13 protein-coding genes are annotated in these 14282 nt (G+C 71.3%); 8 read left to right on the forward strand and 5 right to left on the reverse strand.

Features of this window, described 5'->3' with window-relative positions:
* Positions 1-3 precede the first annotated feature (3 nt).
* Positions 4-1155, reverse strand: coding sequence for an NADH-quinone oxidoreductase subunit D (locus ACFWJX_RS23740; RefSeq protein WP_383246546.1), 1152 nt, complete (start codon positions 1153-1155; stop codon positions 4-6).
* A gap of 31 nt (positions 1156-1186) precedes the next feature.
* Here ACFWJX_RS23740 and ACFWJX_RS23745 point away from each other — a divergent pair, with 31 nt between their 5' ends.
* Together ACFWJX_RS23745 and ACFWJX_RS23750 are read left to right on the forward strand one after the other, a co-directional pair.
* Positions 1187-1693, forward strand: coding sequence for a PH domain-containing protein (locus ACFWJX_RS23745; protein ID WP_383246549.1), 507 nt, complete (start codon positions 1187-1189; stop codon positions 1691-1693).
* A complete protein-coding gene (locus ACFWJX_RS23750; RefSeq protein WP_383246552.1) occupies positions 1690-3024 on the forward strand; it encodes a PH domain-containing protein in 1335 nt (444 codons plus the stop codon). Before ACFWJX_RS23745 ends, ACFWJX_RS23750 begins: the two co-directional genes overlap by 4 nt.
* Before the next feature lie 66 nt (positions 3025-3090).
* On the opposite strand, the gene ACFWJX_RS23755 is transcribed toward ACFWJX_RS23750, so the two are convergent.
* The gene (locus tag ACFWJX_RS23755) at positions 3091-4542 is read right to left on the reverse strand and encodes a hypothetical protein (protein ID WP_383246555.1); all 1452 of its coding nucleotides are present in this window, start codon (positions 4540-4542) and stop codon (positions 3091-3093) included.
* Positions 4543-4717: 175 nt separating this feature from the next.
* Complete coding sequence (locus ACFWJX_RS23760) at positions 4718-5830, reverse strand: alpha/beta hydrolase (RefSeq protein WP_383246558.1); 1113 nt, start codon at positions 5828-5830, stop codon at positions 4718-4720.
* Between the two features lie 231 nt (positions 5831-6061).
* On the opposite strand from ACFWJX_RS23760, the gene ACFWJX_RS23765 reads away from it, so the two are divergent.
* The 6 genes from ACFWJX_RS23765 (at position 6062) to ACFWJX_RS23790 (ending at position 11310) form a co-directional block, all read left to right on the forward strand.
* The gene (locus tag ACFWJX_RS23765) at positions 6062-7888 is read left to right on the forward strand and encodes a phosphatidylglycerol lysyltransferase domain-containing protein (protein WP_383246561.1); all 1827 of its coding nucleotides are present in this window, start codon (positions 6062-6064) and stop codon (positions 7886-7888) included.
* A 145-nt stretch (positions 7889-8033) separates the two neighbouring features.
* A complete protein-coding gene (gene folP, locus ACFWJX_RS23770; RefSeq protein ID WP_383246566.1) occupies positions 8034-9011 on the forward strand; it encodes a dihydropteroate synthase in 978 nt (325 codons plus the stop codon).
* The gene (locus tag ACFWJX_RS23775; RefSeq protein WP_383246569.1) at positions 9008-9520 is read left to right on the forward strand and encodes a nuclear transport factor 2 family protein; all 513 of its coding nucleotides are present in this window, start codon (positions 9008-9010) and stop codon (positions 9518-9520) included. The genes folP and ACFWJX_RS23775 overlap by 4 nt, the downstream gene beginning before the upstream one ends.
* A 263-nt stretch (positions 9521-9783) precedes the next feature.
* On the forward strand, positions 9784-10143 hold the full coding sequence (gene folB, locus ACFWJX_RS23780) for a dihydroneopterin aldolase (RefSeq protein ID WP_383246571.1): 360 nt from the start codon (positions 9784-9786) through the stop codon (positions 10141-10143).
* Positions 10140-10751 carry a 2-amino-4-hydroxy-6-hydroxymethyldihydropteridine diphosphokinase gene (gene folK, locus ACFWJX_RS23785; protein WP_383246573.1) on the forward strand — a complete coding sequence of 204 codons (612 nt, stop codon included), beginning with the start codon at positions 10140-10142 and terminating at the stop codon, positions 10749-10751. Before folB ends, folK begins: the two co-directional genes overlap by 4 nt.
* 70 nt (positions 10752-10821) lie before the next feature.
* Positions 10822-11310 (forward strand): DUF3180 domain-containing protein, encoded by a 489-nt coding sequence (locus ACFWJX_RS23790; protein WP_383246576.1) that lies wholly within the window; start codon positions 10822-10824, stop codon positions 11308-11310.
* A gap of 41 nt (positions 11311-11351) precedes the next feature.
* On the opposite strand, the gene folE is transcribed toward ACFWJX_RS23790, so the two are convergent.
* Positions 11352-11957 (reverse strand): GTP cyclohydrolase I FolE, encoded by a 606-nt coding sequence (gene folE / locus ACFWJX_RS23795; RefSeq protein ID WP_383246579.1) that lies wholly within the window; start codon positions 11955-11957, stop codon positions 11352-11354.
* A 141-nt stretch (positions 11958-12098) separates the two neighbouring features.
* The gene (gene ftsH, locus ACFWJX_RS23800; RefSeq protein WP_383247090.1) at positions 12099-14138 is read right to left on the reverse strand and encodes an ATP-dependent zinc metalloprotease FtsH; all 2040 of its coding nucleotides are present in this window, start codon (positions 14136-14138) and stop codon (positions 12099-12101) included.
* Positions 14139-14282: the final 144 nt, after the last annotated feature.

Consider the following 14282-nt stretch of genomic DNA (forward strand, 5'->3'; position numbering starts at 1 on the left):
CGCCTACTTGTCGATGTCCCCGACGACGAAGAACAGCGACCCCAGGATCGCCACCATGTCCGCGACCAGCGTGCCCGGCAGCAGCTCGGTGAGCGCCTGGATGTTGTTGTACGAGGCCGAGCGCAGCTTCAGCCGGTACGGCGTCTTCTCGCCCTTGCTGACGAGGTAGTAGCCGTTGATGCCGAGAGGGTTCTCGGTCCACGCGTACGTGTGCCCCTCGGGCGCCTTGAGGACCTTCGGGAGCCGCTGGTTGATCGGGCCGGGCGGCAGGTCTCCGAGGCGGTCCAGACAGGCGTCCGCGAGGTCCAGCGCGTTGTGCGTCTGCTCCAGGAGGCACTCGAAGCGCGCGAGACAGTCTCCTTCGGTCCGGCCCACCACCTTCAGGGTGTCCTGCAACTCGCCGTACGCGAGGTAGGGCTCGTCGCGGCGCAGGTCGAAGTCGACGCCTGAGGCTCGCGCGATCGGCCCGCTCACGCCGTACGCGTGCACGGCCGCCGGCGTGAGGGTGCCCACGCCGCGTGTGCGGCCCCGGAAGATCTCGTTGCCGAGCACGAGGTCGTCGAAGACGTCCATGCGCGAACGCACGGCGGTGACCGCGCCACGCGCGCGCGACGCCCAGCCGGCCGGCAGGTCGTCCTTGAGGCCGCCGACGCGGTTGAACATGTAGTGCATGCGCCCGCCGGAGACCTCCTCCATGACGTTCTGGAGCACCTCGCGCTCGCGGAAGGCGTAGAAGACCGGCGTGATCCCGCCGAGTTCCAGCGGATACGACCCCAGGAACATCAGGTGGTTGAGCACCCGGTTCAGCTCCGCGAGGAGCGTCCGCGTCCACACCGCGCGCGGGGGCACCTCCATGCCGAGCATCCGTTCCACGGCGAGGACCACGCCCAGCTCGTTGGAGAAGGCCGACAGCCAGTCGTGGCGGTTGGCCAGCACGATGATCTGGCGGTAGTCGCGGGCCTCGAACAGCTTCTCCGCGCCGCGGTGCATATAGCCGATCACCGGCTCCGCCTGCCGGATGCGCTCGCCGTCCAGCACGAGCCTGAGTCGCAGCACGCCATGCGTGGAGGGGTGCTGGGGGCCGATGTTGAGCACCATGTCGGTGCTCTCCGCGGCACCGCCGATCCCGACCGTGGTCTCCGTCGTAGGAGTCATGGACCCAGTCTCTCCTACGTACGCTGGCGGTATGGAAACGGGGAGCGCGGCAGACGCGGAAACGACACCGGAGGCCGAGCCGCCGTGGACCGCGCTGCCGCGGGGGCTGCTGCGCATGCGGCGGCTGTTGCTGGTGGTGTGGCTGGGGCTGGCCGCGGTCGCCGTCGGAGTACTGCTCGGCCTGTTCGCCGGCCCCGCGTGGGCCGCGTTCGCACTGCTGCCCCTGGTGGGGATGGTCTGGGGCTGGGTCGGGCTCGGCCGCAACTGGCTCTCCTGGCGGTACGCCGAGCGCGCGGACGACCTGCTGATCAGCCGGGGCGTGCTGTGGCGCGAGGAGACGGTCGTCCCGTACGGGCGGATGCAGCTCGTGGAGGTGACCTCCGGTCCCGTGGAGCGGCACTTCGGGCTCGCCAGCGTGCAGCTGCACACCGCTGCCGCGGCGACCGACGCGACGATCCCCGGTCTGGACCCGGCCGAGGCGGAACGGCTGCGGGACCGGCTGACCGCGCTGGGCGAGGCCCGATCGGCGGGGCTGTGACGACGCCGGGCGTCGACGAGGGCGTACGGCCGAAGCGGGTGGTCGTCGAGCGGCGGCTGCATCCGGTGACGCCGTTCAGGCGGGCGTGGGCGCCCGTCGCCGTGGTCGTGGGATGGGCGGCGCACGATCCGAACCAGGCCCAGGAGCAGCTGACCCGGCTGACCACGACGACCCTGCTGATCGTGCTCGCGGTGGTCGTGCCCGCGGCCTCCCTCTACGGGTTCCTGTCCTGGTGGTTCACCCACTTCGCGGTGACGGACAGCGAACTGCGCATCCGCACCGGCCTGTTGTTCCGGCGCACCGCGCACATCCGGCTCGACCGCCTCCAGGCGGTCGATGTCACCCAACCGCTGCTCGCGCGGATCGTGGGCGTCGCGAAGCTGCGCCTCGACGTCGTCGGTGCCGACAAGAAGGACGAACTGGCCTTCCTGGGCGAGTCGGAGGCACGCGCCCTGCGCGCGGAGCTGCTCGCGCGCGCGGCGGGCTTCGCGCCCGAGACGGCCCATGAGGTGGGCGAGGCGCCCTCGCGCGAACTGCTGCGCGTGCCCGCACGCGAACTGGCGATCGCCCTGATGCTGACCGGCGCCACCTGGGGCGCGCTCGCCGCCGCGCTCGTCGTGCCCCCGGTCCTGTGGCTCGCCACACACAGCGTGTGGACGGTCCTCGCCACCGGCGTGCCGCTGCTGGGCGCGGCGGGCGCGAGCAGTGCGGGACGGTTCGTCGGCGAGTACGACTGGACGGTCGGCGAGTCCCCGGACGGGCTGCGGATCGACCACGGCCTGCTCGACCGTACGCACGAGACGGTGCCGCCCGGCCGGGTGCAGACGGTCCGCATCGTCGAACCGCTGCTGTGGCGGCGGCGCGGGTGGGTGCGGGTCGAGCTGGACGTGGCCGGCTCGGCCAACTCCGTGCTCGTGCCGGTCGCCCCGCGCGCGGCCGCCGAGGCCGTCATCGCGCGCGTGCTGCCCGGCACGGAGGTGCCGGCGACGGCCGCCCTGTCCCGGCCGCCGCGCCGGGCCGGGCGGTGCCTCCCACTGTGGTGGCGGGGCTACGGCATCGCCGTCACGGGCGCGGTGTTCGTCGCCCGGCACGGGTTGCTGCGCCGCAGCGTGGCGCTCGTGCCGCATGCGAAGGTGCAGAGCGTGCGCCTGTCCCAGGGGCCCTGGAAGCGGCTGTGGCGCCTCGCCGACGTCCATGTGGACACGGGGGCCAACAAGACGGTGACGGCGCGTCTGCGGGACGCACAGGAAGCGGCGGAGTTGCTGGGCGGCCAGGCGGAGCGGTCCCGCACCGGGCGCCGCGACGCGCGCTCCGACCAGTGGATGGCGTGACCGCCGGGCGCACCGCGGCCCGCCGCGCCGCAGGGCGTGGCGGGCCGAGGTCTTCCGGCGGGCCGTTCAGGAGACCGCGCTGCGCAGTCCCTGGACGTCGATCTGCTCGGTCTCGTCGTGCGCGGTCAGGTCGATGACCTGGCCGACGGCGCGCTCCTGCTCGTGGGCCGGCTTGAACTCCGCCCCGGCCTCGGCCTTGTGGAGCGCGAGCGCCTCCTCGCCCACGACATCGGCGAGGTCCTCGTTCTGCACGGCCTCCAGCGCGGCGGACGCCGTGGCCTTCTCCGCCCCGAAGAAGTCGAAACCGCCCTCGGCCACGGGACGTCGTACCGGCTGCGTGGCCGGTACGACGGCGACCGCGGTCGGGACCGTGAAGTGGCCGGAGGGCCGCTGCGCGGGGGCGGCGGAGGGCGCGGCGAGCGCGCCGGTGCCGGTGGCCGCCACGGGGGCGACCTCGGGGGCCTCGGGGGTCTCGGGGGCTTCGGGGGCCTCCACTGCTTCGGCCTCTTCGGCGGGCGGGGTGTCCTCGGACTTCGTCCGGGCGGTGGGCTCCTCCGGGGTGACCTTCTCGTCCGGCGTGTCGTCCGCCTCCGCGGTCAGATGGGGGGCGGCCGCGCGCGCGTGCTCGTCGACCGCCTCGGGCTTCCCCTTGACCTCGTCCTCCCGCGCGGCCTCCGCGTCGCCGCCGGACTCGGCGGGGGCGGCGGGGGCGGCGGCGCGGACGGGCTCGGCGTCGGTGGGCTCGTCGTCCGTGCCCGTGCTCTGCACAGGCTTCGGGCCGTCGGTGTCGAAGCGGGCCAACGCGGCCTGTGCCCGCAGGAACAGCTTGGACCCGGAGGGGGAGAAGACCGCGGGGGTCTCCTCCTCGTCCTCGTCCTCGACGGTGTCGGAAGCGTCGGCGGCGTCGGTGGTTCCGGTCTCGGGTGCCTCGGCCTCCGTACCCGCGGCCTCCGTGGCGTCGCCCTCGGCCGGTTCCCGCGTCTCGACTGCGGCCTTCCGCGTCTCCGCCGCGTCCGCGTCGTCCTCCGCGACCCGCGCGGGCGGCAGCGCCAGCGACGGGACCGCGCTCTCTATCTCGAGCAGGCGGCGGCCCTCCAGGGCGCTCGCCCGCTCGGTCTCCGCCGTCGCGTAACGGCGCAGCAGGGACGCGTGTTCGTTGCGCAGTCCGGCCAGTTCGGCGCGCTTGGCCCGCAGCCGCTGCTCCAGCTTCACGCGCAGCTCGCGCGACTCCTCGAGGTCGCTCTCCAGTTCGGCGACCCGCTCCTCGTGACGCCACTCGTCGCCCGCACGCGCGCGCGTGAGGTCGGCCACCTGTTTGCCGGCCTGGATGTCCCAGCGGCGCATGACGAACGCGCTCCCGACCGCCGTCGCCGCGGCGGCCGCGGCCAGAGCCCGGAGCAACGATGGCTCCGTGAAGACCCAGGGACCGAGCGCGCAGACGAGGGAGACGCCTGCGATCGCCGAAGGAGGCAGCAGCCGGTGCAAAGGTGGGGAATGGCGGTGACGTCCACGTGGCATGGCCAGAAACTTACCGCGCGTAGGCGAATGTTGGCGCCCCGCCCCGTAAAAACACAGCCACACCGAAGCTCTCACGCGGCATCAGGAAAGAAACCGGTCGCCGAATTCACCGGCAATCAAGATCATTTCTGGTCGCCACGGCCACCACCGGCCGTCCGCCGACGTCACCGGCCGCTCAGCCGCCGCTCAGCCGCCCGCTGATCCACTCCAGAGTCGGCGGGATCTCCCGCCGCCAGGTGTTGAAGTTGTGCCCGCCGCTTTCGAGGACGATCGACGAGATCCTTGTCCTGTTGGTGGCCTTCGCCAGTTCAATGAACTTCAACGTGGCCTTGTAGTTGGATTCTCCAACCTTGCTGCTGGTGACGAGCAACGAGGTGTCGGGCGCGGGCCGGTGCTTCAGGAACCACCGCAGATCGGCCTCGTTGTGCAGCGTCTCGTCGCCGTGGAACAGGTCACCGGTCGTCGGGTCGGTCGGCGCCTTGTAGTACGCCGAGAGGCCGGCGCCCGCCCCGTAGACCTCGGGGTGGTGCATCGCCAGCTTCAGTGCGCAGTAACCGCCCGTGGAGTCGCCGATGACACCCCAGCTGCCGGGCGTCCTGTTCACCCTGTAGTGGGCCGTCACGGCGGCCGGCAGATCCTTGGCGAAGAAGGACTCGGTCTGCGGTCCGCCGGGGATGTCCACGCACTCCGTGTCCCGCGGCGGCGCCACCGTCGGCCGCATCATCACGAGGATCATCGGCTGCATGCGGCCGTCCTCGGCGAGCCCGCGCGCGGTGCGCGGGTAGTCCAGCTTGTCCACGAGGGCCTCCGCGGTGCCGGGATAGCCGGTGAGGACGACGGCCGCCGGGAACGTACGCGCGCGGTCGTGCGGGTCGAAGTACTCCGGCGGCAGGTACACGAAGGCGGGCGAGGCTATGCGCGTCGTACGGCCGTTGACGGCGACCTTCTGGATCTGGCCGCCGAACTCCGGCCGCCCGCCGCCGCCCTCCACGCGCCGGGTGTCGAGCACCCGCAGCGGCCCGCCGCCCGCATGGTCGACGACGACGCCCTGCTCGGTCTCCTGGCCGAACAGGTCCGCCCAGCTGGCGTAGAACCCGAAGGCCTGGTTCGCGGCGAGCCCCACGGACGCGAAGAGGGCCAGCTGGGTGGCCAGCAGCAGGGCGACGCGCGCGCTGACGGCCCGCCAGCCGCGCCCGGCCAGACGCGGCCACTGCCACACCGTGCCGACGAACAGCAGTACGGCGGACAGCACTGCCAGCAGCAGCACTGTTGTGCTCGTGAGACCCATGGGTGTTCCTGCCTGCGCTCTCCGTCCGGGTTCCCGTGGCCCCCGCTCCCCGCGAGGGCTTGCCCCGGACTTTCCCTTGCCTTTTCGGCGGCTTTGAAAGAGACGAGTGAACCTCTCCCCCCGAGACACCGTCCTAGAGGGCGCAATGTCGCCGGATGCCCGAATCGGCACCGGATTTCAGAGTCTCTCGCGGAACTACGGGATGCGATGTCTGTCAGGGAAGATGGGGAAATGTCGATCGGGGTTCCGAATCGATCAAGCCGGGTGCGGCAGCTGATCAGGGGGCCGCGCCCCGAGGCCGTGCCCGCCCTCATCGGCCGGGCCTGCGCCCTCGTGGGCCTGCTGGACGTCGCCGCCGGGGTCTTCCCGCGGTTCCGCCACAGCCGTATGCACACCATGGCCGAGGTGCTGCCCGGCGCGCTCGGCCCGTTCGCGGCGGCCCTTTCGCTGAGCACCGGCGTCCTGCTGCTGCTCCTCGCGCACGGCCTCAAGCGCAGCAAGCGGCGCGCCTGGCGCGCGGCCGTCGCCCTGCTCCCGGCGGGTGCCGTCGCGCAGTTCACCTACCGGCACTCACTCGTCGGCGCGCTGATCTCCGTCGCGCTCCTGGTGCCGCTGCTGCGCCACCGCGACCAGTTCGCGGCCCTGCCCGACCCGCGCAGCCGCTGGCGCGCGCTGGCCAACTTCGTCCTCATGGGCGCCGGTTCCCTCGGACTGGGCCTGGTCATCGTCAGCGCCCATCCGGGGCGCATGGTCGGCGACCCCAGCCTGGCCGACCGCATCTCCCACGTCCTGTACGGCCTCTTCGGCTTCGAGGGCCCGGTCGACTACCAGGGCAACACCTCCTGGACGGTCGCCTTCTCCCTGGGCGCCCTGGGCCTGCTCACCGCCATCACCACCGTCTACCTCGCCTTCCGCCCGGAGCACCCGGCCGCGCGCCTCACCGAGGAGGACGAGGTCCGGCTGCGCGCCCTGCTGGACAAGCACGGCCGCCGGGACTCGCTCGGCCACTTCGCGCTCCGCCGCGACAAGGCCGTCGTCTTCTCCCCCAGCGGCAAGGCGGCCGTGACCTACCGCGTCGTCTCCGGCGTGATGCTCGCCAGCGGCGACCCCATCGGCGACGTGGAGGCCTGGCCAGGCGCGATCGAGCGCTTCATGGACGAGGCCAAGGCCCACTCCTGGACGCCCGCCGTCATGGGCTGCTCCGAGACCGGTGGCGAGGTGTGGACCCGCGAGACCGGACTGGACGCCCTGGAACTGGGCGACGAGGCGGTGGTGGACGTCGCGGATTTCTCGCTGGCCGGCCGCGCGATGCGCAACGTGCGCCAGATGGTGAAGCGCATCGAACGCGCCGGTTACGAGACCCGGGTCCGACGTGTCCGTGACATCGGCGAAGGCGAACTGGAGCGCATCCGGCTCGCCGCGGAGGACTGGCGCGGCACCGACACCGAGCGCGGCTTCTCCATGGCACTCGGCCGCATCGGCGACGCCACCGACGGCGACTGCCTGATCGCCACCGCCCACAAGGCCGACGCCGAACCGGGTCCCTACGGCGACCTCAAGGCGATCCTGCACTTCGTGCCGTGGGGCCCGGACGGCGCCTCCCTGGACCTGATGCGACGCGACCGCTCGGCCGACCCCGGCATGAACGAACTCCTCATCGTCGCCTCCCTCCAGGCGGCCCCCAAGTTCGACATCGCGCGCGTGTCGCTCAACTTCGCCATGTTCCGCTCGGCACTGGCCCGCGGCGAGAAGATCGGCGCCGGACCGGTGCTGCGCGCCTGGCGCGGACTGCTGGTCTTCCTCTCGCGCTGGTTCCAGATCGAGTCGCTGTACAAGTTCAACGCCAAGTTCCAGCCCCGGTGGGAGCCCCGTTTCGTCGTCTACCGGGCCTCCGGGGACCTCCCCCGCATCGGCTTCGCCGCCATGCAGGCCGAGGGCTTCGTCAACCTCGCCCTGCCCCTGCCGCGCTTCCTGCGCCGCCGTACGTCCGCGGCACGCGCGTGTGCCCACTCGGTGGCCGAGCACACGATGGCCGACAGAAACGTGCGGGCGGCGTAGCCGGGACGGGAGGCGGAACGGCACGGAGACGAGCGGACCGACGCCGCATCGGGACCGGCCCGGGTGGATGCCCCACCCCCTCAGCCCTGGGGCTTCCCCCCGGGCCACCCGGTATGGCGGCCCCCGCTGGGCCTAGGCTGAACGTATGAGCAAGCAGAGCGGACGAGGGCGCGTCGCCGGCCTTCCGGACTGGGACCGGTGCGCGGTCATGGGGGTCGTCAACGTGACCCCCGACTCCTTCTCCGACGGCGGCCGCTGGTTCGACACGACGGCCGCGGTCAAGCACGGACTCGCGCTGGTCACCGAGGGGGCCGACCTGGTCGACGTCGGCGGCGAGTCCACCCGGCCCGGCGCCACCCGGGTCGACGAGGCGGAGGAACTCCGGCGCGTCGTCCCCGTCGTCCGCGGCCTCGCCTCCGAAGGGGTCGTCGTCTCCGTCGACACCATGCGCGCCTCCGTCGCCGCCCAGGCCCTCGCCGCGGGCGCGGCGCTCGTCAACGACGTCAGCGGCGGCCTCGCCGACCCGGAGATGATCCCGGTCGTCGCCGACGCCGGCGCCCCCTTCGTCGTCATGCACTGGCGCGGCTTCCTCGAGGGCGGCAACGTCAAGGGCGTCTACGACGATGTCGTCCGCGAAGTCGTCGACGAACTGCACACACGCGTGGACGCCGTCCTGGCGGGCGGCATCGCCCCCGACCGGGTGGTCGTCGACCCGGGACTCGGCTTCTCCAAGGAGGCCGGCCACGACCTCTCCCTGCTCGCCCGCCTCGACCGGCTGCACGGGCTGGGCCATCCCCTGCTCGTCGCCGCCTCCCGCAAGCGGTTCCTCGGCCGGGTGCTGGCGGGGCCGGAGGGCGCGCCCCCGCCCGCGCGCGAGCGCGACGCCGCCACGGCCGCCGTATCCGCCCTCGCGGCGCAGGCCGGCGCCTGGGCGGTGCGTGTGCACGAGGTGCGCGCGACGGCGGACGCGGTGCGCGTCGCGCGCGCCGTGGAAGGAGCGCGCGCGGACGGTCACACGCCGGGCGTGGGCACGGCGGACGGGGCGCACAGCACGCCCGACGCGCCAGCCCCTCAGGACACGCGCCCCTCGGACACCCCGCACGGCGCAGAAGGAGCCCGGTGAGCGCCCCCCACACCGATGTCGAGCAGGTCGAGGCCGCCAACACGGCCTTCTACGAGGCACTCGAACAGGGCGACTTCGACGTGGTGTCCTCGCTCTGGCTCACCCCCTCCGACCTGGGCGTCGACGAGGAGTTCCACGACCCGGCGGACGTGGGCGTCGTCTCCTGCGTACACCCGGGATGGCCGGTGCTCACCGGGCGCGGCGAGGTGTTGCGGTCGTACGCGCTGATCATGGCGAACACCGACTACATCCAGTTCTTCCTCACCGATGTGCATGTGTCCGTCTCCGGTGACACGGCCCTGGTGACCTGCACCGAGAACATCCTCAGCGGCGGCCCGGCCCCGGAGGCCGGCGAGGAGCTGGGACCCCTCGTGGGCCAGCTGGTGGTCGCCACGAACGTGTTCCGCCGCACCCCCGACGGCTGGAAGCTCTGGTCGCACCACGCCTCCCCGGTCATGGCGGAGAACGCCGAGAACGGAGAGGACCCCGACGAGGAATCCCCGTCCTGAGCGGGTAGGCGCCAAGCGGGCCGGGTGGGCCATCGGGAGCAGGACGTGGTTGGAATCACGCATCCCTGGGTAGGCGCGGCTACCAGCCCGTGAGCCACCGGGTTCCCCGGGGGAAACACACGGTGAATCCTCCTGGCTCCGACGCGGCCGGTGCCCCCGCGGCCCGGCCGTGTCAGTGCTCGCAGGTAGATTCGTTCGAGGCCGGTGTGCCGCCCGCACGCGGTACGGACCGGCCGTTCCCGACGATTGCAGGAGTGATTCGCGTGGATCGTGTCGCGCTGCGCGGCCTCAAGGCCCGTGGGTACCACGGCGTGTTCCCCAGGGAGCGCGAGGAGGGCCAGACCTTCATCGTGGACCTCGTCCTGGGCCTGGACACCCGTCCGGCCGCGGCCGACGACGACCTGGCGAAGACCGTGCACTACGGCATCGTGGCGGAGGAGGTCGTGGCCGTCGTCCAGGGCGAGCCGGTCGACCTCATCGAGACGCTCGCCGAGCGCATCGCCCAGGCCTGTCTGAAGCACGAAGGGGTCCAGGAGGTCGAGGTCTGCGTCCACAAACCGGACGCACCGATCACGGTCCCCTTCGACGACGTGACCGTCACCATCACCCGGAGCCGAGTATGACCGCGTTCTTCACCGAGGGGCAGAGTGACCCGACCGTACAGCCGGTGCCCGCCTCCGTCGTCGAGAAGGTCGACGCCGCCGACACCACCCTGCACAACCCGAAACGGGCCGTGATCTCCATCGGCTCCAACCTGGGCAACCGGCTGGAGACCCTCCAGGGCGCCATCGACGCCCTGGAGGACACCCCGGGCGTGCGGATCAAGGCCGTCTCCCCGGTGTACGAGACCGAGCCGTGGGGCGTGGAGCCGGGCAGCCAGCCGTCGTACTTCAACGCGATCGTCGTCCTGAAGACGACGCTGCCCCCGTCGTCCCTGCTGGAGCGGGCGCACGCGGTCGAGGAGGCCTTCCACCGCGTCCGGGAGGAGCGCTGGGGCGCGCGCACCCTGGACGTCGACATCGTGGCGTACGCCGATGTCGTCTCCGCCGATCCGTCGCTGACCCTGCCCCACCCGCGCGCCCATGAACGCGCCTTCGTCCTCGCCCCGTGGCACGACGTGGAGCCCGACGCCCAGGTGCCCGGCCGCGGCGCGGTCGCCGAGCTGCTCGACACCGTGTCGCGCGACGGTGTGGCCGCTCGCAAGGACCTGGAACTCCGGCTGCCCGAGTAGTCGTTAAGGTCAGGACGACGATCGTCCACGGCCACGGGCCGTGGAACCCGGGGGAATGCGAAGGGACACCGTGAGAGAGCTGCGCATCAGGATGCTGGCCGGCGTCTTCGTCGTCGCGGGAGTTCTGTCCTGGGCGGGTGCCCGCCTCTGGAACTCGGTCGGGACCCTGCCCAGCGTCCCGCTGGCCGCCCCCATCGTCCTCGCCGTGATCGCCACGGTGCTGCTGGCCACGGCGCTCTCGATCCGCGCCCGTCTCAAGGCACAGCGCGAACGCCGCCCGGAGGCCAAGGGCGTCGATCCTCTGATGGCGGCCCGCGCGGTCGTCTTCGGCCAGGCCAGCGCGCTCGTCGCCGCCCTGGTCTCCGGAATGTACGGCGGTACCGGCGCCTTCCTGCTGGAGTCCCTCGACATCCCGGCCCGCCGCGACCAGGCCATCTACGCCGGGTTCTCGGTCCTGGCCGGCTTCGGTGTCATAGCGGCGGCCATCTTCCTGGAGCACGTCTGCAAGCTCCCCGAGGACGACGACGACAACAACTCGGGCGCGGCCTCGGCGGCGTAGAACCGCCGCCGAATCGCCTCAGCGGCCCGTGATGAGCGGTCTCAGCGGGCCATGATGAGGCTCATCGCCTCGTTGCGCGTCGCCGCGTCCCGCAGCTGTCCACGCACCGCCGAGGTGATGGTCTTGGCACCTGGCTTGCGGATGCCCCGCATGGACATGCACATGTGCTCGCACTCCACGACGACGATGACTCCGCGCGGCTCCAGGATCTCCATCAGGGAGTCCGCGATCTGCGTGGTGAGACGTTCCTGCACCTGGGGGCGGCGGGCGTAGACGTCCACCAGCCGGGCCAGCTTGGACAGGCCGGTGATCTTTCCGCTGGTGGCCGGGATGTACCCGACGTGGGCGACACCGCGGAACGGCACCAGATGGTGCTCACAGGTGCTGTAGACCTCGATGTCCTTCACGAGCACCATCTCGTCGTGCCCGAGGTCGAACGTCGTGGTCAGCACGTCCTCGGCCTGCTGCCACAGCCCCGCGAATATCTCCCGGTAGGCCCGCGCCACCCGCGCGGGCGTCTCCCGCAGCCCTTCCCGGTCCGGATCCTCGCCGACCGCGATCAGCAGCTCACGTACGGCGTTCTCGGCCCGCTTCTCGTCGAACGCGCCGACGAGGGCCTCGCCGTCCAGCGTCACGGGGTCGGTCATTCTGTGCCTCGTTCCTGTGCGGGTCGCGTGTGGATCACGCGTGATTGTGCGGCCATAACCGAAATGCCGCGCCCCCCAGGCTAGAACCTGGGGGGCGCGGCATCCATTCCGGGCCTGGTGGGGCCACCGGGACCCGGAGCGTCAGCTCTCCGGACGTTCCTCGGGGACCGGGTCGGCCACCGAGGCCGGGTCCACCGCGGAGGACTTGGCGGTGCTGATCGCGGGCGTCGCGCCGTTGGCCCCGTTGGTCAGTGCCAGCTCCCTGGGGGAGAGCACCGGCGGACGGGTGGACGGCGTACGCCGCGAGGAGCCGGTCCAGGCGGGCCGGGCCGGGCGCTTGACGATGGCGGAGAAGATCTCGGCGATCTCCTCCTTGTTCAGCGTCTCCTTCTCCAGCAGCCGGAGCACCAGGTTGTCGAGCACGTCGCGGTTCTCGACCAGGATCTCCCAGGCCTCGTTGTGCGCGTTCTCGATGAGCTTCTTGACCTCTTCGTCGACCAGCGCGGCGACCTCTTCCGAGTAGTCGCGCTGGTGAGCCATCTCACGGCCGAGGAAGGGCTCGGTGTTGTCGCCGCCGAACTTGATGGCGCCGAGACGCTCGGTCATGCCGTACTGGGTGACCATCGCGCGGGCCGTGGCAGTGGCCTTCTCGATGTCGTTCGCGGCGCCCGTGGTCGGGTCGTGGAAGACCAGTTCCTCGGCCGCGCGACCGCCCAGCATGTAGGCGAGCTGATCGAGCATCTCGTTGCGGGTGGTCGAGTACTTGTCCTCTTCCGGGAGCACCATCGTGTAACCGAGCGCCCGGCCGCGGGACAGGATCGTGATCTTGTGGACCGGGTCGGAGTTGGGGGAAGCCGCCGCGACCAGGGCGTGGCCGCCCTCGTGGTACGCGGTGATCTTCTTCTCCTTGTCCGACATGATCCGGGTCCGCTTCTGCGGGCCCGCGACCACGCGGTCGATCGCCTCGTCCAGCATGTGGTTGTCGATCAGCTTCAGGTCCGAGCGGGCCGTAAGGAGCGCGGCCTCGTTCAGCACGTTGGAGAGATCGGCACCCGTGAAGCCGGGGGTGCGGCGGGCGACGGCGGCCAGGTCGACGTCGGGCGCGACCGGCTTGCCCTTCTGGTGAACCTTGAGGATCTCCAGACGGCCCTGCATGTCCGGACGGTCGACCGCGATCTGGCGGTCGAAACGGCCGGGGCGCAGCAGCGCCGGGTCGAGGATGTCGGGCCGGTTCGTGGCGGCGATGAGGATCACGCCGCCCTTCACGTCGAAGCCGTCCATCTCGACGAGCAGCTGGTTCAGCGTCTGCTCACGCTCGTCGTGACCACCGCCGAGGCCGGCGCCGCGATGGCGGCCGACCGCGTCGATCTCGTCGACGAAGACGATCGCCGGGGCGTTCGCCTTGGCCTGCTCGAAGAGGTCACGCACTCGGGAGGCACCGACACCGACGAACATCTCGACGAAGTCGGAACCGGAGATCGAGTAGAAGGGGACGCCCGCCTCGCCGGCGACGGCGCGTGCGAGCAGGGTCTTGCCGGTGCCGGGAGGCCCGTACAGGAGCACACCCTTGGGAATCTTGGCGCCGACGGCCTGGAACTTCGCCGGTTCCTGGAGGAACTCCTTGATCTCGTGGAGCTCCTCGACGGCCTCGTCCGAGCCGGCGACGTCCGCGAACGTCGTCTTCGGCGTGTCCTTGGTGATGAGCTTCGCCTTGGACTTGCCGAAGTTCATGACCCGGGAGCCGCCACCCTGCATCTGATTCATCAGGAACAGGAAGACGACGACGATGAGGACGAAGGGGAGCAGGGACAGCAGAATCCCGACGAAAGCGTTCTGCTTCGTCGGCGAGACCGTGTAACCGTCCGGAATCTGCTTGTCCTGGAATTTGGTCTGCAGGGTGTTGGCGATGGTCACGCCTTGATCGCCGATGTAGCTCGCCTGGATCTTCGAGCTGCCCTTGACCTTTGTGCCGTCCTTGAGCGTGACCTTGATGATCTGCTCGTCACCGGTGGTGAGCTTGGCCGACTCGACCTTGTTGTCGTTGATCGCTGCAACGACCTGGCCTGTGTCCACCGTCTTGTAGCCGCCGGACGAGCCGACGACCTGCATCAACACGACCACGGCAAGGACGGCCAGCACGATCCACATGACCGGCCCACGGAAGTATCGCTTCACGTCCATCCATACGGAGCGGTGCCGCCCCGTCCCTCCTGCCATAGTGAGTTTGATAAGACAGTTCTTCTGACGGTACCCCAGCATTGTCGCGCGAAGCCGCACGGGGAAGGCTGACGAACCCGTCTGCATGCTCCAACGGCGCGGAACCCG

This window comes from Streptomyces sp. NPDC058335 (assembly GCF_042723915.1).
In the GTDB taxonomy this organism is placed as follows: domain Bacteria; phylum Actinomycetota; class Actinomycetes; order Streptomycetales; family Streptomycetaceae; genus Streptomyces.

Bases quoted from the DNA above. Each gene is read 5' to 3' on its own strand.
- ftsH (WP_383247090.1), bottom strand. From the start codon at position 14,138: ATGGACGTGAAGCGATACTTCCGTGGGCCGGTCATGTGGATCGTGCTG.
- folK (WP_383246573.1), top strand. From the start codon at position 10,140: ATGACCGCGTTCTTCACCGAGGGGCAGAGTGACCCGACCGTACAGCCG.
- ACFWJX_RS23765 (WP_383246561.1), top strand. From the start codon at position 6,062: ATGTCGATCGGGGTTCCGAATCGATCAAGCCGGGTGCGGCAGCTGATC.
- ACFWJX_RS23760 (WP_383246558.1), bottom strand. From the start codon at position 5,830: ATGGGTCTCACGAGCACAACAGTGCTGCTGCTGGCAGTGCTGTCCGCC.
- ACFWJX_RS23740 (WP_383246546.1), bottom strand. From the start codon at position 1,155: ATGACTCCTACGACGGAGACCACGGTCGGGATCGGCGGTGCCGCGGAG.
- ACFWJX_RS23745 (WP_383246549.1), top strand. From the start codon at position 1,187: ATGGAAACGGGGAGCGCGGCAGACGCGGAAACGACACCGGAGGCCGAG.
- folP (WP_383246566.1), top strand. From the start codon at position 8,034: ATGAGCAAGCAGAGCGGACGAGGGCGCGTCGCCGGCCTTCCGGACTGG.
- folE (WP_383246579.1), bottom strand. From the start codon at position 11,957: ATGACCGACCCCGTGACGCTGGACGGCGAGGCCCTCGTCGGCGCGTTC.
- ACFWJX_RS23755 (WP_383246555.1), bottom strand. From the start codon at position 4,542: ATGCCACGTGGACGTCACCGCCATTCCCCACCTTTGCACCGGCTGCTG.